The organism is Moorella thermoacetica (assembly GCF_001267405.1).
In the GTDB taxonomy this organism is placed as follows: Bacteria; Bacillota; DSM-521; order Neomoorellales; family Neomoorellaceae; genus Neomoorella; species Neomoorella thermoacetica.
Genome location: NZ_CP012369.1, coordinates 1,844,756 through 1,862,835 on the forward strand (window position 1 = coordinate 1,844,756; position 18,080 = coordinate 1,862,835).

The following is an 18,080-nucleotide window of genomic DNA, read 5'->3' on the forward strand; positions in this document are numbered from 1 at the left end:
ATGGCTCCATGATAGCTACCGCTGCTTTAATCCTCGATCCTGAAAAGTGTGTCCGTTGCGAAATATGCACCCGCCTGTGCGGGACCGGGGCCCTTAAGGGCGAGAGCGACGGCGAGGCCCTTATCCTGCGCTTTCTACCCGAACTCTGCCCGCGGGAGTGCCGAACCTGCATCGACAAATGCCCCGTCTGGGCCTTGAGCCGGGGACCCGGGCAACAAAAGAAAGAGTGGCATTTAAAGTATCCCCAGTGCCGGATTTGTGGTCGTCCCAGCCTGCCCTATCTTCCCCTGGCAGGAGGGACCGGCACCCCCGGCCCTGCCGAGGCTTTATGCCCTACCTGCCGGCGCGAGCTGGGGGCGCAAAAGCTGGAGGAAGCGGCCCCGGGAACGCCTCAGCCCGCCGGCAAGTGATAGACATCAGGGGAGCCCCTCATGGGGAGTAGGAGGGAGGTACAACCGATGCCAGCCGAGACCATAAAACAAATTGTGGCCCGCTACCAGGAAGAAAAGGGCGCCCTGATCCCTGTATTGCAGGCAACCCAGGAAGCCCTGGGGTACCTGCCCCCGGAGGCTTTAAAGGAGATTGCCGCCGCCATGGACCTGCCCTTGAGCACCGTCTACAGCGTCGTCACCTTTTATGCCCAGTTCCACCTGCAACCCCGCGGCCGGCATGTTATCCATGTCTGCCAGGGAACAGCCTGCCATATCCGCGGGGGCAACCGTATCTTAAATCGAATCAAAGAGCTTTTACAAATCGATGCCGGGGAAACAACGCCCGATCTGCGCTTTACCCTGGAACCGGTGGCCTGCCTGGGGGCCTGTGCCCTGGCCCCGGTAATGAGCATCAGCGGGGATACCTATGGCCACTTAAAACCCGATATGATCGCCGGCATCCTAGAAAAGTACCAGTAGGGGGAGTCATCATGGGCCGTATACTAGTCTGTGCCGGGACCGGGTGTGTCGCCTCCCACTCTCGCCAGGTTACCGCCCGGCTGAAGGCCGCCTTGCACGCGCATCACCTGGAAGAAAGGTTCCAGGTGGATAATACAGGCTGCCACGGTTTCTGCGAGCAGGGGCCTCTGGTGATTATCGAGCCGGAGGGCATCCTCTACTGCCGGGTGCGGGAGGAAGACGTGGAAGCCATCGTCACCGAACACCTGGAGCAGGGTCGCCTCGTTGAACGCCTCCTCTACCAGGACCCGGTGACGAAGGAAAAGATAGCCGCCTATAACCAGATTAAGTTCTACCGGCAGCAGTCGCGCCATGTCCTGAAAAACTGCGGTCATATCAATCCGGAAAATATCGACGCCTACCTGGCCGTCGAAGGCTACCAGGGGTTAAAAAAGGCCCTCGCCCTGCCCCGGGAAGAAGTCATCAATATAATCAAGGAGTCTGGTTTAAGGGGGCGCGGCGGTGCTGGCTTCCCCACCGGGCTGAAGTGGGAGTACACCTTTAAAGCCCCCGGCGACCGGAAGTATGTAGTCTGTAACGCCGATGAGGGCGACCCCGGCGCCTTTATGGACCGCAGCGTCCTGGAAGGCGACCCCCACGCCGTCCTCGAAGGCATGCTCATCGCCGCCTACGCCATCGGCGCCCGGGAGGGTTATATCTACGTCCGGGCCGAGTATCCCCTGGCCGTGCAGCGGTTGCGGATCGCCCTGGCCCAGGCCCGGGAAAGGGGTTTTTGTGGCGAGCGTATCCTGGGAACCGATTTTAGCTGCGAACTCTACATCCGGGAAGGGGCCGGGGCCTTCGTCTGCGGGGAAGAAACAGCCCTCCTGGCCTCCATCCAGGGGGAGAGGGGTATGCCCCGGCCACGGCCGCCCTTCCCCGCCCGGCAGGGCCTCTGGGGCCAGCCCACCAACATTAACAACGTGGAAACCTATGCCAACGTGCCGTTGATCTTACGCCGGGGTGCCGGCTGGTATGCTTCCCTGGGTACGGAGAAAAGCAAGGGCACCAAGATATTCGCCCTGACGGGGAAAGTCAAAAACACCGGCCTGGTTGAGGTCCCCATGGGCATCACCCTGAGGGAGATTATCTTTAACATCGGCGGCGGCATCCTGGAGGACCGGGGGTTCAAAGCAGTCCAGATCGGTGGTCCTTCCGGCGGGTGTTTGCCGGCCGAACACCTGGATCTCCCGGTGGACTACGATTCCCTTACCGCGGCCGGGGCCATGATGGGTTCCGGCGGCCTGGTAGTAATGGACGATAGTACCTGTATGGTTGAAGTAGCCCGCTTCTTCCTCAATTTTACCCAGGCGGAATCCTGCGGTAAATGTACACCCTGCCGGGAGGGCATCCAGCAGATGCTGGCCATCCTCACCCGCATCACCAGGGGGCAGGGCCGGGAGGGCGACCTCGAGCAACTTGAGCGTCTGGCCCGGGTTATCAAGGGTACGGCCCTTTGCGGCCTGGGGCAGACGGCGCCCAACCCGGTCCTGTCCACCCTGCGCTATTTCCGCGCCGAATATGAAGCCCACATCCGGGACCACAGGTGCCCGGCGAAAAGCTGCCGGGAACTCCTTACCTACCACATCGACCCTGATAAATGCAACGGTTGCACCCGTTGCCGGCGCCGCTGCCCGGCGGGTGCCATCAGCGGCGAGGCCAGGGAACCCCATACCATTGACCTGGAACTGTGTGCCCGCTGCGGTACCTGCCTGGATCTATGCCGCCAGAAAGCTATTTATGTTGAGTAGATGGGGGTGAAAAAATGCCAGGTGTTTCTTTAACCATCAATGATAAAAAAGTACGGGTGCCGGCCGGGACTACCATCCTGGAGGCGGCCCGGGAGCTAAATATCACTATACCTACCCTGTGTCACGATAAACGCCTTTCCCCCTTCGGTGCCTGTCGCCTCTGTGTGGTCGAAGTCCGGGGGAGGAAAAACCTGCCTGCCGCCTGTGTCACCCCGGTAGAAGAGGGCATGACCGTCCTGACGGAATCGCCGGCGGTAGTCGAAGCCCGGCGGACCATCATTGAACTCCTGCTGGCAAACCATCCCCTGGATTGCCTGACCTGCGAAAAAAGCGGCAACTGCCGCCTCCAGGACTACGCCTATCGCTACGGGGTCAAGAGAACGCCCTTCGAGGGAACGAGGGACCAGCTTCCCCTGGACGATAATAACCCCTTTATCATCCGGGATCCCAACAAGTGCATTCTTTGCGGCAAGTGCGTGCGGGCCTGCCAGGAGATCCGCGGCCAGGCTGTCCTCGGTTTTGCTTTCCGGGGCCCGGCCACCAGGGTTGTTCCGCCCCTGGATGTATCCCTGGGGGAATCCGATTGCGTCTTTTGCCAGAACTGTGTGGCCGTCTGTCCTACCGGCGCCCTGCGGGACAAATACCTGGCCGGCAAGGGCCGCTGGTGGGAATTCCAGCCGGAAGCCGTCACCTGTCCCTTCTGCGCCAACGGCTGCCACTTTTACCTCTTGAGGAAGGAGGGCAAAGTGGTGGCCGTGGCTGCCGGCGGTGCGGCACCGGGCCGGCCCATGTGCCTGCGTGGCCGTCTGGCCCTGACCCTCATTTTCTGCGAGGAACCGCCCCAGCCCCAGATTAAGACGGAAAAAGGCTTTGCGGCCGTCAGTTGGACCGAGGCCCTGGGCCTGGAAGAGCTGGCCGGAAAACTCTGGCCCAAGTAATTCACCGCCGGGATTATTGATGCTCCAGCCCGTACTTTTTGATTTTGCGCACTACAGTCGACTGGTTTACCCCCAGCTTTTCGGCAACCTGGTAAGTGCTCCTGTACTTTTCCAGGGCCTTTAACAGCAACTGTTTTTCAACCTCTTCAATGGCTTCTTTCATGGGTATAATATCTTTTACCAGCATATGGGAGCTATATCTCGCCGGGTCGTCGCGGATATAATAGGGTAAATGCTCAGGTAGAATCTCCGTCCCTTCTACCAGGACGAAAAGCTGCTCGATGACGTTATGGAGTTCCCTTACATTGCCGGGCCAGGGATAGGCCAGGAGATACCTCCTGGCCCGGCGGCTAATCCTTTTTTCTTGCTTGTAACGCCGGTTCAGCCGGTCCATAAAATGGTCGATGAGGGCTTCGATATCTTCCGGCCGTTCCCGTAAAGGGGGGATGGTCAGGGGGATTACATTCAGGCGGTAATACAGATCCTCCCGGAAGGTCCCTTCCCGGACCATCTGCAAGAGGTTTTTATTGGTCGCCGAGATAATGCGAATATTGAGTTTGATCTCCCTGATCCCCCCCACCCGTACCAGGCGCTGCTCCTGTAAGACCTGCAGGAGCTTAACCTGTAGCTTTAAGGGGAGTTCAGCGATTTCGTCCAGGAATACCGTTCCCCCCTCGCCCAACTCCAGCTGGCCCATCTTTCCCTCCCGGTTGGCCCCGGTAAAAGCCCCCCGTTCGTAGCCAAAAAGCTCGGATTCCAGCAGGTTTTCCGGAATAGCGCCGCAGTTTATTTTCACAAACGGCCCCTTGCCGCGCTCGCTTAAGGCATGGATCAGGCGGGCGACTACTTCCTTACCGACGCCGGATTCCCCCAGGATTAACACCGTGGAATCCACCCTGGCTACCCGTTCCGCCAGGTAGAGGACCCTTAACATCCGCGGGCTGGCGACAATAATGTTTCTTTCCTGGAGCAATTCCATGACCCCGGGGCCGGGCCTGTCGCCGGGACTTTTATATAGATTGACGAAATGCATCAGGTTGCTGGCCGCCCGGGACAGCAGGTCGCTCTTCTGTTCCAGGAGATAGGGCAGGCACATATCGATCTCCGCCAGGCCCTGGTAAACGGCTATGGCTTTCTCCCGGCAGGAGTGATAGCCGCAGGCGCCACAGTTCAGTTCATCGGCCGGCGTAAATTTGTTGGTCAGCCGTAAGATGCGTTTAATATCTTTCTCGCCGGGGAGGGGCAGGGACGATTGTTTATTGTGAAAGCTCCGCGCCAGGTCGGGGGCTAGGATTTCCGGCTCGCGCGCCTCCTGACAGCGGCGGTAGTAGGCGGCTACCAGCTCCTTTCTCTTTACCTGGTTGACCACAACACCCATTCCGGGACCCATGACGCAGCCTTCGCAAAAAAGGGCGTCGATTAAGCGGGGCCGGATCTCCCCCCGTGCCAGGCCCTCCAGGGCCGCCAGCACACCTTCTTTCCCTTCAACCAGCAAAAGATCCTGGTCGGCAATATCCGGGATCGCGCCCATGCTCCGGCTGAGTCCCCCGGGCAGGGGAAAAAGCCGGCTGACTGCCACCGGCGGGCTGTCCAGGGCTGCCGCAACCCCGGGATGTTCCAGATGCTCAACGGCAAGTAACTCCTTAATTTCCGCAAATGTCAGTACATAATCTACAGCGCCGGCTACCTCCGGATCCAGAATCTCTTCTTTTTTAGCGATACAGGGGCCGATAAAAGCCACTTTCACGGGACCCAGGTGTTTTTTAAGAAGCCTTCCCAGGGCTATGGAGGGGGAGACTACCGGTAACAGGTAAGGAATGAGGGACGGGAAGTGCCTCTCGACCAGATTGACCACCGCATAGCAGGCCGTACTGATGGCGGGAGTATTCCTCTGTTTTAGCACCCTTTGATACTCCCTGGCAACCAGCAGCGCCCCCACGGCCACCTCCCATACCCGGGCAAAACCAAGTTTCTTCAGGGCGCCGGCCACCTGGCCGGCGGTCCAACCAGGAAAAGCCGCTGGAAATGACGGCGCCAGGCAGGCTACCATCTCCTGGTGCTCCTTTAACGCTGCCAGGACGGCCGCCTGGCTGCCGGCTACCTGTTTGGCCCCCTGGGAGCAAAAAGCCAGGCACATGCCGCAGCTGATGCAGCGTTCGGCGATAACCTCCGCCTGGCCCTTGTTTATTCTGATGGCCTTGACCGGGCAATTGCGGACACAGGAATAGCACTGACGGCACCTTCCAGTAGCAGTGTTGACTATCCCGCCCATGCTGCCGCCTCCCGAAGGCTAATACCAGGGTGATAACTGGAGTTACTTTACTTCCAGTTTAACCTTTTTCCCAAAGAAAAACAACCTTCATAATTCTATTTAAGTAGCTACCCTCAGATCCATCGCTTCACCGGATGCCCGCAGGAGGATACCCGGCCGGGACACGAAAAAAAACACCCGGCCGGGCGGGCCAGGTGGTTCCCTTAAAAAATATTGCTGGTCTTTAGCCGTGAATCAGGACCGGCAGGCAGCGGGTGCAGACCCAGGTGCTCTCGCCCCGGTGGCGGGCAAAGAGGAGAACGGCCTCCCCCTCCCCGGCGCCGCACCGGACGCACCGGGGAGCCTCGCCTTTATTCCTTTTAGCAGCCAGGTTGGCCGCGGCGGCCGCCGGGTCGAAGGCCGGCGCTTCCCGCTCTTCGATAGTCAGGGCGCCGGTGGGGCAGACGTTCAGGCAAACCCCGGCGCCGTCGCACAGCTCCTCCCGGAGGACCCGGGCCTTGCCGTTAACAATTTCAATGGCGCCTTCGGCGCAGGGGGTGACGCACAAGCCGCAGCCGGTACACTTTTCGTCGTCAATATGGACAATCTTACGCTTCATAAATACCACCTTCCATTATCAATCCTTCTAGCCATATTCTATCCCGAAGGATGGATGGTTGGTGTGATGCCCTTTTTAAAACTGTTGTGATCCGGATCACTCAGGTAACCCTCCCGCCTCCCGGCAGTAACTACGCAGGGTACAATCCCGGCAGCGGGGGTTGCGCGCCCTGCAGACCTCCCGGCCGTGATAGATCAGCAGGTGGTGGGCTTCACCGCGGCTGCCCGGCGGCAGGGCGGCCATGAGCTGCCTTTCCGTCTCCCGGACATCGCCAGCCCGGGCCAGGCCCAACCGGTTGGCCACCCGGAAGACATGGGTGTCAACGGCGATTACATCCCGGCCAAAGGCGTTGCTCAGGACCACATTGGCCACCTTCCGCCCCACCCCGTGGAGGCGCAGGAGGTCCTCAAGTTTATCCGGAACCCGGCCGCCATACTCCCTGACCAGGGTGCGGCAGGCCGCGACCAGGTGGGCGGCCTTCGTCCGGTAAAGACCCAGGCTTTTTATACAAGCAGCCACCTCCTCCGGGTCTGCTGCCGCCAGGACCTCCGGCGTGGGATAACGCCGGAAAAGCTCGCCTGTTACCTTGTTAACTTGATCGTCGGTGGTCTGGGCGGAGAGGATGGCCGCCACCAGGAGTTCGAAGGGGTTACGGAAATTCAAACGGGAGCGGGCTCCCGGGTAGGCAGCCCGTAATAAATGCAAAATTGCTTCTACCCTGTCCCTCTGCATAACCTTTATCCCCCAGACAAAGATAATCACAATCTGCTTCACATAAGCCAAATATCGTGATATAATGGACAAGGTAGCAATATATTATTTACGAAAGGGATGACTAGTATGGCTAAAACCACCTTTACTGCCACCGTGCGCTGGACCGGAGAAGGCCTGTACTGCCAGGGCCAGGCCCGGGGCTTCCAGGTAGCCGTCGACGAGCCCCAGGAGCTGGGCGGCACTGATAAGGCCATGAACCCGGTAGAACTCCTCCTCTGCGCTCTGGGAGGCTGTATGTCCATCTGTGCCGCTGCCTTTGCCCCGGCCTGCCATGTTGAACTAAAGGATTTCCGCGTAGAGCTGGAAGGCGATCTGGACCCCGACGGCTTCCTGGGGAAGAACCGCGATGTCCGCAAGGGTTACCAGCAGATTCGTTACCGCATTCATATAGACTCACCTTCCCCGGAACGCAATATTAAGCGCCTGCTGGACCTGATCGAAGAGCGTTGCCCGGTGTCGGATACCTTGAAGGGCGTCGAAGTCGTCAAGCAGGTTACTGGCGACGATAAGTAAGCCAAAACACCCATACCGCCCAGGCGCTCCCAACAGGGAGGAAAATAATGGGGTAAAAGGCCAGTAAAAAATACAGCGAAAAAGCCGGTTTTTAAGCCGGCTTTTTCGCTTTAAGGGGTTCCGCGCATTTACCTACCGAACAACCGGCCCGGCTGCCCGGATCTCCTCCGGTACATCCCGGAATTTGGTAAAGTTCTCGGCAAAGAGACCGGCCAGCTTGCGGGCCATGGCATCATATTTTTCTTTATCCTGCCAGGTATGACGGGGATTGAGGACCTCGGCCGGCACTCCGGGGCACGAGGTAAGCACCAGGATGCCGAAAACCGGATCAGGGACAAACTCTACCCCTTCCAGCTCGCCCTTGATGGCCGCCCTGACCATAGCCCTGGTGTAAGGCAGGCTCATGCGCCGGCCAATGCCGGAGGGTCCCCCCGTCTAACCGGTATTGACCAGGTAGACGCTGGCCCCGTGTTTGGCTATCCTTTCCCCCAGAAGGTCGGCATAGACCCGGGGCGACCTGGGCAGGAAAGGCGCGCCGAAACAGGTGGAGAAGGTGGCCTGGGGATCGGTGATTCCCCGCTCTGTGCCCGCCAGCTTGCTGGTGTAACCGGAAAGGAAGTGATACATGGCCTGTTCCCGGGTCAGTTTGGCAATGGGCGGCATGACGCCAAAGGCGTCGGCCGTAAGGAAAACAACGGTTCGCGGGTGACCGCCTATACCGGGGATGACGGCGTTAGGAATGAAATCTACCGGGTAAGCTGCCCTGGTATTCTCCGTCAGGGCGTCGCAATCGTAATCTATGGCCCGGGAGTCCGGGTCGACGGCCACATTCTCCAGGACGCTGCCGAAGCGGATGGCGTTCCAGATCTGGGGTTCGTGCTCGGCCGAGAGTTTAATGCACTTGGCATAACAGCCGCCTTCAAAGTTAAAGATACCATGATCCGACCAGCCGTGTTCGTCGTCGCCGATAAGGCGCCGTTCCGGGTCGGCCGAGAGGGTGGTCTTGCCGGTCCCGGAGAGGCTGAAGAAGAGGGCCGTATCCCCGGCCGGCCCCATGTTGGCCGAGCAGTGCATGGGACAGACGCCCCGCTCCGGTAAAAGATAGTTCATCACGGTGAAGATAGATTTCTTCATTTCCCCGGCGTAGGAAGTCCCGCCGATGATAATCAGCCGCCGGTCGAAATTCAGGACGACAAAGGCTTCCGAGCGGGTACCGTCGACCTCAGGAGTGGCCTGGAAACCGGGGGCACAGATGACGGTAAACTGCGGTTCGTGGGCCTCCAGTTCCGCCGCCGAAGGCCGGACAAAGAGCTGGTGAACGAAGAGGTTCTGCCAGGCGTACTGGTTGACCACCCGGATGGGCATCCGGTAGGCGGGATCGGCGCCGACAAAACCGTCGAAGATAAAAAGGTCCCGCCCCTGGAGGTAGGCCGCCAGGCGGCGAAACAGGGCCTCAAACCTGGCCTCCTCCAGTGGCTGGTTAACAGCGCCCCAGCTGATGGTATCGTGAACGGAAGGAGTATCCACCATGAACCTGTCGTTGGGGGAACGACCAGTGTATTTCCCGGTCCTGACGCTCAGGGCCCCGTTGGAAGCCAGGACTCCCTCGCCCCGGGCCAGGGCCATTTCCACCAGGCGGGCCACCGGGAGGTTACGATAGATATTACCGGGATTGATAAGACCTAAACCCTCTAAGCCATAAGTATTTCCCACTGGTTCTCCCTTCCTTCTCCCTCTGTATGATCTTTTGCAATATACCATACAGCTCAAGGGAAGGTCAACAGAATCCCGGCATGTATACAGTACACCTATTGCGAAGGGGTTAGCGACGGCTGCGAAGGCAATCGCGATCGACCGAAGCGCCTGCTGCCTGCTCCGTTATATATCCCTCTTTCGCATCCTGAGGGACCTGGGCGTCACTTCCAGGAGTTCGTCGGCAGCGATAAATTCCAGGCACTGCTCCAGGGTCATCTCCCGGGGCGGGACCAGTTTGATAGCAATATCGGCGGTAGAACTGCGGACGTTGGTCAGTTGCTTTTTTTTGCAGACGTTGATCATCAGGTCGCCGGGCCGGGAATGCTCGCCGACAATCATCCCCCGGTAGACTGGTACCCCAGGGCCGACAAAGAGCTCGCCCCGCTCCTGGGCGTTCTCCAGGCCATAGCTGGTTGTTTCCCCGGTTTCAAAGGCCACCAGAGAACCACGCGTCCGGGTAGCAATCTCCCCGGCATAGGGGGCGTAATGGTGAAAGGCGTGGTGCATGATGCCCAGACCTTTAGTATCGGTAAGGAATTCGGAACGGAAGCCGAAGAGCCCCCGGGTGGGGATATGAAAGGTCAGGCGCACCTGGCCGTCCCCCTTGTTTTCCAGGTTGACCATCTCGCTTTTGCGGGGACCCAGGCGCTCGATGACGATGTCCATATAGGTTTCCGGAACCTCTATAATGAGTTCTTCAACGGGCTCGCACTTGACGCCCTTTATTTCTTTAATAATCGCCTGGGGCCGGGAGACTTCGAATTCATACCCCTCCCGGCGCATGGTTTCGATGAGGATGGCGAGGTGCAGCTCGCCCCGGCCGGAAACCAGCAGGGCGTCAGGGGAATCCGTTTCCTCCACCCGCAGGCTGACATCCGATTCCGCCTCCCTGAGGAGGCGCTCCCGGAGCTTCCGGGAAGTTACATACTCCCCTTCCCGGCCGGCGAAGGGGCTCTTATTGACCATGAAAGTCATAGCCACCGTGGGCTCGTCGATACGGACAAAGTCCAGGGGCCGGGGGTCCTCCGGCGAGGTAATGGTATTGGCGACGTTGATGTCCTCCAGGCCGCTGACGACGACGATCTCCCCGGCGGCGGCTTCATCCACCGGCACCTTGTTGAGACCTTCAAAAACATGCAGGGCAGCCACATGCCCCCGGACCAGGCTGCCGTCGGGCCGGGCAACGGCCACTTCCTGCCGGGCGCGGATGGTGCCGTTATATACCCGGCCGATGGCCTGGCGGCCGACATAAGTGTCATAATCAATGAGGTTGACTCCTACCTGCAGGGTTGCCTCCGGGTCCCCGCCGGGGGCTGGTATATGCTGGACGATTATGTCAAACAGAGGCTGCAGGTCTTTCCCGGGCTGGTCCGGGTCCAGGCTGGCCGTTCCCTGGCGGGCTACTGTGTAGACCACCGGGAAATCCAGCTGCTCCTCGGTGGCTCCCAGGTCGATGAAAAGGTCCAGGACTTCGTCGACCACCGCCCCCGGCCGGGCGTTGGGCCGGTCCATTTTATTGATGACCACAATGGGTTTCAGACCCACCGCCAGGGCCTTTTTCAGGACAAAACGAGTCTGGGGCATGGGGCCCTCGAAGGCGTCCACCAGTAGGAGGGCCCCGTCCACCATCTGGACGATGCGCTCCACTTCGCCGCCGAAATCGGCGTGGCCGGGGGTGTCGACGATGTTCAGCTTGTAACCCCGGTAAAAGACAGCGGTATTCTTGGCCATGATAGTGATGCCGCGTTCCCGTTCCAGATCGTTGCGGTCCAGGATACGCTCCTGGACCACCTGCTTCTCGTGGAAAATGCCGCTCTGTTTCAGCATGCCGTCGACCAGGGTCGTCTTGCCATGATCGACGTGGGCGATTATCGCCAGGTTGCGTATCTTTTGCTGGTCCATGGGATTCCTTCCGTCAACTTATTCTTTATTATCCTTTGCCGAATAGAGTATAACGCAAGGAAGGGGACCGCGCAAGGGTGAGGGGGCTGGACATAACCTCCTTGCCTCTAGCAGGATGGGCCTGATTCCTTTGCCTGAAGCGGCCTCTTACCTGTAAGCGGCACCGCCGGCCGCCAGGACGCCGTTGCCGGCGACAAAGTAGGCCAGGCGCAGGGCTTCCCTGATTTCCTCCTCGCTGGCGCCGAGCTCCCGGGCCTGTTTGGCCAGGACGGCTACCCCCTCGCTGGCGCCGTGGGCGGCGTCCAGGGCCAGGGTGATGAGGGTTTTGGTTTTGGCGTCCAGGGCGCCGGGGGCCATGGCCGTTTCCGCTACAGCTTTAACGGCCCGGTAAAACTCCGGATCCCGCTCCGCTAGGGCTTCAATAAAGGGTGGCAGGGGCATCTGTATCACCTTCCTCTATTAAGATGCGGGGTGTAGGAGGGATGGCAACTTGGTAGGAACGGGTCAAGTCCGTCATCGATTAACACCTCCCTGTTCCCCTCGTTTTTATGTTCTCCCTGCGGGTACAAAATCCTGCCAGGGTATAAAAATGCCGTACCGGCCTTTTTATATCTGATAAGTAACTAGTTGAAATCTCACAGCTATGAAGGGCTTTTAAGCACTATTTTATACCTTTACACCCCCAGCCAGATAAGTTTTTAGGGCCAAGAGCAGGATGCCGGCCTCGGCGGCGTGGTAGGGCCAGGGGTGACCCCGGGCAATAATATTCTCCTCCAGCCCTTCCACATACTGGCGCACCCGCCAGCGGTCTTCCATCAGGGTGGCCGCGTAGGCGACCAGCGTGGTGATAAAATTCTCCGGCGCCGTCTGCCGGTACCAGTGGGGATAATTACGCAGGAAATTGGCGTACAGGCGCCTGGCGGCCTCTTCCCGGGGCGTGAGGACGCCGGTTATAATGGGAAAGAGCTGCGCCAGGGCGTCGGGGTACCACTTTTTCCAGTTGGGCCGCTTGCGCAGGCCGGCGCGGTAAATAGCCGGGCAGTAGCCGCCATCGAGAAGCATTTTAGCCTGGATGGCATCTTTTACTCTTGCGGCCAGGGCTGCATATCTACCGGCTTCTTGGGCGTACTTACTGACCTTTTTCTCCCCCTCCGCCCCCAGATGTCCGTTTGGCATCCGTGCTTCTCCGGCGTACCCCCTGACGCGCGCCAGCAGCCAGGCGTAATCTTTTAACCCCTGATAAACCTCACAGTTGTCCATCAGGTATTTAACCTTCCAATCCGGCCGGGCCAGGGTAAGGTTATCCTTTTGCAAGGTTGCCAGCATCGCCCCGGCTACCAGTTCGAGCTCCGGCAGGTGGTGCGCGACCCACTCCCTGTCGCCGCTGGCTTCACAATAGCACCGAACCAGGGTGAGAAAGGTAGCGGCGTAAGAGTCGGAGGAATCGTAGCTGTAAGCAGGCACTTCCGTACTGGCCGCGTCCCCTACCCCCTCCCCTATACTTTTTCGTTCTAAATAATAGTCGTAAACTGTACCCGTCACGCCATAGCGATCTGGCCTTTCCAGATGGGTCAGGTACCAGTCCAGGTAGGCTCGCACCCGCGGTAGACTCAAGCCCCAGGCCGCCAGGCCGTAGAGAGCCAGATGGGCAAAATAGGGCACAATCTTCGGCCGGCCAGGGTAAGCAGTAACTACTGCCCCGCTGGGAAGTTGCTGAGCGAGGATCCAGCCGGCCTCCTGGCGGATAACAGCTTCCATAAAAACACCCCCACTATATGTTATGGCGGGGGTGGCGCTTATAACATTGAAGCCAACCCTAAATTCTGGATAATGGCTTCAACTTCATCCCAGAACTCTGTCAAGCTCACTTCCCTGGCCCCTTTTTACATACCTGGTAACCCCGCTCCATAATGATTAGTTTACTAATTGCGCGTGTTCTAGCAATAGTCTCCGCTTCCTGAAGCAAAGCCATCCAATTATTCATGTTTACTCAGCCTAGCCAGTTCACTACGTAGTTCCCCTAACCTCGTTTCAGCCAGTTCCCAGTCAAAATAATCCTGCTCAACTTCCCAATCTCCTTGTGGTAATGATTGTCGGAAGGTCTTAAAATCGGTACCATATTTTTTTTTGGAAAGTAGTGCTTATTACTTCATATTTACGGATATCACTCAGTACTTTTTGCCGGAGCAATTTCCGTAAACTTTCATTAGGTTCTTGGGCTGGCTCTAAACGAATTAAGGTCTCAAGTAACTCTTTGCTAACAGACATCCCGGGGTGCCCCCTTTCTCTGAAACTATTCTAACATCAATTCCATATACTGTCAAAGCCCGGTTTATTTCTACATTACTGACGTAAATCCCCGCCCGGCATGAGTACCGGGCATAACCTTTGAGCCCAACATCTTTATTTCGCTCTTTTCTTATTGATCCTTGGCCGGCGGTAAAAGTTCTTTAACGTATAATGCTGATTTATCCTGGAGTACAAAAGGCCGTCCTGGCGGGAAAACTGGTTGCCTACTAACTGGTCCTACAGTAAAGCTAACCTGTGAAATTTTACTCTGGATTATGTGCGCAACATCACTGCTTTCCCTACAGGGAAGCCTACAATTATAGATAAAAATATAGGGCGGCCGCAGGGCCGCCGGGGAGGCTTAATAACCATGGAGATTATCCGCATTGCCGAGCAGCCGCAGCAGGTAACCCCCAGGGGGGTAAAAGCCCGCACCGTGGTAGATTTACCTCACATAAATATCATGAACCTGACCCTAAGCCCCGGCGACGAGGTACCATCCCACACCACCCCAGTAGACGTTCTCTTCCATATCATTGAAGGCGAGGGTTCGGTGACTGTTGGCCCGGAAACGGCTAAAGTCAGCGCCGGGGAGATAGTAGTCAGCCCGGCCGGTATCCCCCATGCCCTGGCCGCCAATGCCGGCACCCATTTCAGTGTATTGGTCATGAAGATACCTAACCCGAAAAAAATGGCCAAATAAAGATGGTGCAAGGATGTTCAAGCTGAAACGCATTTATGAAGAAGCGGCGGCAGATGATGGGCTAAGGGTCCTGGTTGATCGCCTCTGGCCGCGGGGAATGAGCAAAGAAAAGGCGGAGGTGGATCTTTGGTTAAAAGACATCGCCCCCAGCCCCGGGTTGCGGCAATGGTTCGCCCATGACCCGGCCCGATGGGAGGAATTTCGCCGCCGCTATGAAGGAGAGCTGTACCTTAAAGGTGATTTGCTGGCTATACTGCGGCAGAAAGCCAAGGAAGAAACGGTAACCCTTCTTTATGCGGCCCGCGATGAGAACTATAATCATGTGGTGGTTTTAAAGAAATTCCTCGAAAATGCAAACAAAAAACCAGGTAAACCTGGCTCCCGATAACAGCCCCGATACAGCGGGCGCCGTACCAAAGCTTTTTTTCTCGATAAAGTATAGGGAGAAGACGCGGTAAAAACCGCAATTCTTCTCCCTAATTTTTTACGTGGAGACCGTAAAACCCGGGAAGTTCTATTCCAGGTTCTTACGAAATTTCAGGGCGCTAATGGCCATGATAGCCAACCCAAAAACCAGCAAATAGAAGACCTGGAACAACAGATAACCTATGCCGACGCCTTTGAGAATAATGGCGCGTAAAATTTCAATGAAATACGTCAGGGGGATGAGGGCGCTAATTTTTTGAATAAAACCCAGCATGGCATCCTGGGGGAACATGAACCCGGACAGCAGGATGTTGGGCATAACCAAAAACATCGTCAGCTGCATGGCCTGGAGCTGGGTGCGGGAAATAGTCGAAATAAGGAGGCCGATACCCAGGGCACCTACCAGGAAGATAAAAGAGAGGGCCAGCAAAAGCAACAGGTTCCCATGGACAGGCACACCGAACCATAAAATTCCTACGATAATTGCCAGCAGTAAATCAGCAAAACCTATGACAATATAAGGAATAACTTTACCCCACATCAATTCAAAAGGTTTAATGGGCGTTACGATGAGCTGTTCCAGGGTCCCCCTTTCCCGCTCCCTGACAACGGCAAAGGCGGTAAGCATCATGGTAATATTCTGCAGGATTACGCCAATAAGGCCGGGGATGTTGAAATTGACGCTTTTCATCTCCGGGTTGTACCATACCCAGGGCCGGAGATCTATCCTGGGCAGGCCCAGCTTACCGCTCGCCATCCCGCGCCTTTCTAAAGTCACCGCCGTTAATTGAGCGGATTTAGCCTGGACAATGGCCCCTGCCGCCGACAGCACGGTGCTGGCCGTGGTGGGATCAGAGCCGTCCAGCAGCACCTGGACGGGAGCCGTTTCCCCCCGGTCAATACGCCGGGAAAAATCGGCCGGGATGACAAAGCCTACCCGGGCCTTTCCCCGGTCCACCCAGCCACGAATATCGTCATGGCTTTCGACGTAGGCCACGACATCAAAGTAATTAGATTGGACTAAAGCCTGGATCAGCTCCCGGCTCCGTTGATCCCTGGCCTGATCCCAGATTATTGTTTTGATGTGCTCAACATTGGTGGAAACGGCATAACCGAAAAGAAACATCTGCATGATGGGCATGAGTAAAATCAGGGCGATGGTCCGGGGGTCTCTCCGGATATGAATAAACTCCTTGCGGACAATGGACCAGATGCGTTTCCAGCTCAATTGTCGCACCCTCCTTTTTTCAACCTTTGTTTATAGACGGGTGCCGCCGGAGGGCGGCGCGCAGTTCCTAGCGGGATTGGGCCTCGACCAGGGAGACAAAAATGTCTTCCAGGGCCGGCTCTACCGGCGTGATGGCCTCCACCCGGACATAGGCCCGCTTCAAGGCCTGGCGTACCACGGGAGTATCCCTGGCTATATCTTCTACCACTACGTGCAGGCCCGCCCCGTGCATGGCCGCTTCTATCACTTCCGGTACGTCCTTAATTGCCTCCAGGGCCGGCAGCAGGGGGGCACATTCGACCTGGAGTATCTGGCCCCGCATTTTTGTTTTCTTCAGGTTCTCCGGCGTCCCCAGGGCTATCAGTTTACCATTATAGATAAAACCGATGGTATGACAGTGTTCCGCTTCATCCATATAATGGGTTGTTACCAGGACAGTAATGCCGGACCGGGAGAGATCGTAAATTAAATCCCAAAAATTGCGCCGCGACACCGGGTCGACACCCCCGGTGGGTTCGTCCAAAAAAACCAGCCCCGGCTCGTGAATCAGGGCACAGCCCAGGGCCAGCCTTTGTTTCCAGCCTGTAGAAAGGGTTCCGGTAATGCTTTTCTCCCGTCCCAAAAGGCCGGCCATGGCCAGGATATCTTGTTTGCGCTGTTTGATACGCCGGGGGGACAACTGGTAGATGCCGGCGTAAAATTCCAGGTTTTCTTCCACAGTAAGGTCTTCGTAAAGGCTGAACTTCTGGGACATGTAGCCGATGTTCAAGCGGATTGCCTCGGCATCCCGTACGATGTCATAGCCGAGGACAGAAGCCCTGCCGCTGGTGGGTGATAGGAGGCCGCAGAGCATCCGGATGGTGGTGGACTTACCGGAACCATTGGGGCCAAGAAACCCGAAGATCTCTCCCCGGCGTACCCGGAAAGAAACGTCTTCAACGGCGGTAAAATCGCCAAAACGTTTGGTCAGGCCTTCGACAATGATCGCCGCGGGTGCGCTTTGGGTTATCAAGCGGACTCCCTCCCCGCGAATCCTCCTGCCTGTCTGACCAGGTAAGCAAAGGTATCTTCCAGAGAAGGAGGAATAGGCTGGAGATGGGTAACCCGGATACCCTGGCGTTCCAGGAGCCCCGGTAGAAGCCTTGCCGTTTCCAGGGCATCGTCGGTCACCAGGTGCAAAGCGTCGCCATAAATCAAGACATCAGCCAGCAATTGTTCCCGGCGGAGGTAGTCCCTGGCGGCGTGGAGCATGGCAATAGTCTCCGCACGCAAGAGCAGGAGCTGGCCCCGGAATAAATTCTTAACTGCCGCCGGGGTACCGCAAGTCAGGATGCGGCCGTTATAAGTAAAGGCGATGCGGTCGCAACGCTCGGCCTCATCCATATAAGGCGTGCTGACCATGATCGTCGCCCCCTCCTCGCGCAACCTGAAGAGGATGCGCCAGAAATCGCGCCGCGCCACCGGGTCTACTCCCGTGCTGGGTTCGTCCAGGAAAAGAACGGCGGGTTCGTGGATCAGGTTACACGCCAGGGCCAGTTTTTGTTTCATTCCCCCCGACAACTGATCGGCCTGTTTATAGCTATGCCGGGTAAGGTTGGCCCACGCCAGGAGATCTTTTTTGCGCTGCTCCCGCACCTTTCGGGGAACTTCATAGATTTCAGCGTAGAATTCCAGGTTTTCCGCCACTGTTAGATCCCCGTACAGGCTGAACCGCTGGGGCATATAACCAATGTGCTCCTTAATGCGCTCAGCTTCCGTCCGGCCGTCATAACCCAGAACGGATATTGCTCCGGCATCAGCCGGGAGGATAGTTGCCAGCATGCGCATGGTCGTTGTCTTCCCGGCCCCGTCCGGTCCTACCAGGCCGAAAATTTCCCCCTTCTCCACCTGTAAATCAATGTGATCCACGGCCCGGATCGGTCCGAAGCTTTTCACCAGACCGCGCGCTGCAATGATCATGGCAGGATTGTCATTAACCATG

General features: G+C 57.5%; 16 protein-coding genes and 1 pseudogene. 7 read left to right on the plus strand and 10 right to left on the minus strand.

Annotated features, from left to right (window positions below):
* The first annotated feature begins 8 nt into the window (after positions 1-8).
* Genes MOTHE_RS09275 through MOTHE_RS09290 form a run of 4 tightly spaced genes read left to right on the plus strand, consistent with a single transcriptional unit; the run spans position 9 to position 3,639 of the window.
* Entirely contained in the window at positions 9-410 is a 402-nt protein-coding gene (locus MOTHE_RS09275) for a 4Fe-4S binding protein (protein ID WP_011393385.1), read from the plus strand.
* 48 nt (positions 411-458) lie between these two features.
* Positions 459-911 (plus strand): NADH-quinone oxidoreductase subunit NuoE, encoded by a 453-nt coding sequence (gene nuoE, locus MOTHE_RS09280; RefSeq protein WP_036371195.1) that lies wholly within the window; start codon positions 459-461, stop codon positions 909-911.
* 11 nt (positions 912-922) lie between these two features.
* The gene (gene nuoF, locus MOTHE_RS09285) at positions 923-2,701 is read left to right on the plus strand and encodes an NADH-quinone oxidoreductase subunit NuoF (protein WP_011393387.1); all 1,779 of its coding nucleotides are present in this window, start codon (positions 923-925) and stop codon (positions 2,699-2,701) included.
* A 14-nt stretch (positions 2,702-2,715) separates the two neighbouring features.
* Positions 2,716-3,639 (plus strand): NADH-quinone oxidoreductase subunit G, encoded by a 924-nt coding sequence (locus MOTHE_RS09290; protein WP_011393388.1) that lies wholly within the window; start codon positions 2,716-2,718, stop codon positions 3,637-3,639.
* A 13-nt stretch (positions 3,640-3,652) separates the two neighbouring features.
* On the opposite strand, the gene MOTHE_RS09295 is transcribed toward MOTHE_RS09290, so the two are convergent.
* The 3 genes from MOTHE_RS09295 to nth all read right to left on the minus strand — a co-directional run bounded on the left by MOTHE_RS09295 (position 3,653) and on the right by nth (position 7,241).
* On the minus strand, positions 3,653-5,911 hold the full coding sequence (locus tag MOTHE_RS09295) for a sigma-54-dependent Fis family transcriptional regulator (RefSeq protein WP_053094957.1): 2,259 nt from the start codon (positions 5,909-5,911) through the stop codon (positions 3,653-3,655).
* 223 nt (positions 5,912-6,134) lie between these two features.
* Positions 6,135-6,509, minus strand: coding sequence for an ATP-binding protein (locus MOTHE_RS09300; RefSeq protein WP_011393390.1), 375 nt, complete (start codon positions 6,507-6,509; stop codon positions 6,135-6,137).
* Positions 6,510-6,605: 96 nt separating this feature from the next.
* Positions 6,606-7,241, minus strand: coding sequence for an endonuclease III (gene nth, locus MOTHE_RS09305; protein WP_053094959.1), 636 nt, complete (start codon positions 7,239-7,241; stop codon positions 6,606-6,608).
* A 108-nt stretch (positions 7,242-7,349) separates the two neighbouring features.
* Here nth and MOTHE_RS09310 point away from each other — a divergent pair, with 108 nt between their 5' ends.
* The gene (locus MOTHE_RS09310) at positions 7,350-7,796 is read left to right on the plus strand and encodes an OsmC family protein (protein WP_011393392.1); all 447 of its coding nucleotides are present in this window, start codon (positions 7,350-7,352) and stop codon (positions 7,794-7,796) included.
* Positions 7,797-7,928: 132 nt separating this feature from the next.
* On the opposite strand, the pseudogene pckA reads toward MOTHE_RS09310, so the two are convergent.
* From pckA to MOTHE_RS09330, 4 genes and pseudogenes are all read right to left on the minus strand, one after another.
* Positions 7,929-9,557 (minus strand): annotated as a pseudogene (gene pckA, locus MOTHE_RS09315) (phosphoenolpyruvate carboxykinase (ATP)).
* Between the two features lie 117 nt (positions 9,558-9,674).
* Positions 9,675-11,453 (minus strand): translational GTPase TypA, encoded by a 1,779-nt coding sequence (typA, locus tag MOTHE_RS09320; RefSeq protein WP_053094960.1) that lies wholly within the window; start codon positions 11,451-11,453, stop codon positions 9,675-9,677.
* Positions 11,454-11,600: 147 nt separating this feature from the next.
* A complete protein-coding gene (locus MOTHE_RS09325) occupies positions 11,601-11,894 on the minus strand; it encodes a carboxymuconolactone decarboxylase family protein (RefSeq protein ID WP_011393395.1) in 294 nt (97 codons plus the stop codon).
* Between the two features lie 225 nt (positions 11,895-12,119).
* The gene (locus MOTHE_RS09330) at positions 12,120-13,211 is read right to left on the minus strand and encodes a hypothetical protein (protein ID WP_011393396.1); all 1,092 of its coding nucleotides are present in this window, start codon (positions 13,209-13,211) and stop codon (positions 12,120-12,122) included.
* Positions 13,212-14,112: 901 nt separating this feature from the next.
* On the opposite strand from MOTHE_RS09330, the gene MOTHE_RS09335 reads away from it, so the two are divergent.
* Complete coding sequence (locus MOTHE_RS09335) at positions 14,113-14,445, plus strand: cupin domain-containing protein (RefSeq protein ID WP_011393397.1); 333 nt, start codon at positions 14,113-14,115, stop codon at positions 14,443-14,445.
* Positions 14,446-14,458: 13 nt separating this feature from the next.
* Positions 14,459-14,833 carry a DUF488 domain-containing protein gene (locus MOTHE_RS09340; RefSeq protein ID WP_011393398.1) on the plus strand — a complete coding sequence of 125 codons (375 nt, stop codon included), beginning with the start codon at positions 14,459-14,461 and terminating at the stop codon, positions 14,831-14,833.
* A gap of 126 nt (positions 14,834-14,959) precedes the next feature.
* On the opposite strand, the gene MOTHE_RS09345 is transcribed toward MOTHE_RS09340, so the two are convergent.
* The 3 genes from MOTHE_RS09345 to MOTHE_RS09355 are packed head-to-tail and all read right to left on the minus strand — an operon-like array spanning position 14,960 to position 18,079.
* The gene (locus MOTHE_RS09345) at positions 14,960-16,108 is read right to left on the minus strand and encodes an ABC transporter permease (RefSeq protein WP_071549753.1); all 1,149 of its coding nucleotides are present in this window, start codon (positions 16,106-16,108) and stop codon (positions 14,960-14,962) included.
* A 58-nt stretch (positions 16,109-16,166) separates the two neighbouring features.
* The gene (locus tag MOTHE_RS09350; protein WP_053094962.1) at positions 16,167-17,111 is read right to left on the minus strand and encodes an ABC transporter ATP-binding protein; all 945 of its coding nucleotides are present in this window, start codon (positions 17,109-17,111) and stop codon (positions 16,167-16,169) included.
* Complete coding sequence (locus MOTHE_RS09355; RefSeq protein WP_011393401.1) at positions 17,108-18,079, minus strand: ABC transporter ATP-binding protein; 972 nt, start codon at positions 18,077-18,079, stop codon at positions 17,108-17,110. The genes MOTHE_RS09350 and MOTHE_RS09355 overlap by 4 nt, the downstream gene beginning before the upstream one ends.
* Position 18,080: the final 1 nt, after the last annotated feature.

Coding starts and splice junctions, on each gene's coding strand:
- MOTHE_RS09275 (WP_011393385.1), top strand. CDS start 9: ATGATAGCTACCGCTGCTTTAATCCTCGATCCTGAAAAGTGTGTCCGT.
- nuoE (WP_036371195.1), top strand. CDS start 459: ATGCCAGCCGAGACCATAAAACAAATTGTGGCCCGCTACCAGGAAGAA.
- nuoF (WP_011393387.1), top strand. CDS start 923: ATGGGCCGTATACTAGTCTGTGCCGGGACCGGGTGTGTCGCCTCCCAC.
- MOTHE_RS09290 (WP_011393388.1), top strand. CDS start 2,716: ATGCCAGGTGTTTCTTTAACCATCAATGATAAAAAAGTACGGGTGCCG.
- MOTHE_RS09295 (WP_053094957.1), bottom strand. CDS start 5,911: ATGGGCGGGATAGTCAACACTGCTACTGGAAGGTGCCGTCAGTGCTAT.
- MOTHE_RS09300 (WP_011393390.1), bottom strand. CDS start 6,509: ATGAAGCGTAAGATTGTCCATATTGACGACGAAAAGTGTACCGGCTGC.
- nth (WP_053094959.1), bottom strand. CDS start 7,241: ATGCAGAGGGACAGGGTAGAAGCAATTTTGCATTTATTACGGGCTGCC.
- MOTHE_RS09310 (WP_011393392.1), top strand. CDS start 7,350: ATGGCTAAAACCACCTTTACTGCCACCGTGCGCTGGACCGGAGAAGGC.
- typA (WP_053094960.1), bottom strand. CDS start 11,453: ATGGACCAGCAAAAGATACGCAACCTGGCGATAATCGCCCACGTCGAT.
- MOTHE_RS09325 (WP_011393395.1), bottom strand. CDS start 11,894: ATGCCCCTGCCACCCTTTATTGAAGCCCTAGCGGAGCGGGATCCGGAG.
- MOTHE_RS09330 (WP_011393396.1), bottom strand. CDS start 13,211: ATGGAAGCTGTTATCCGCCAGGAGGCCGGCTGGATCCTCGCTCAGCAA.
- MOTHE_RS09335 (WP_011393397.1), top strand. CDS start 14,113: ATGGAGATTATCCGCATTGCCGAGCAGCCGCAGCAGGTAACCCCCAGG.
- MOTHE_RS09340 (WP_011393398.1), top strand. CDS start 14,459: ATGTTCAAGCTGAAACGCATTTATGAAGAAGCGGCGGCAGATGATGGG.
- MOTHE_RS09355 (WP_011393401.1), bottom strand. CDS start 18,079: ATGGTTAATGACAATCCTGCCATGATCATTGCAGCGCGCGGTCTGGTG.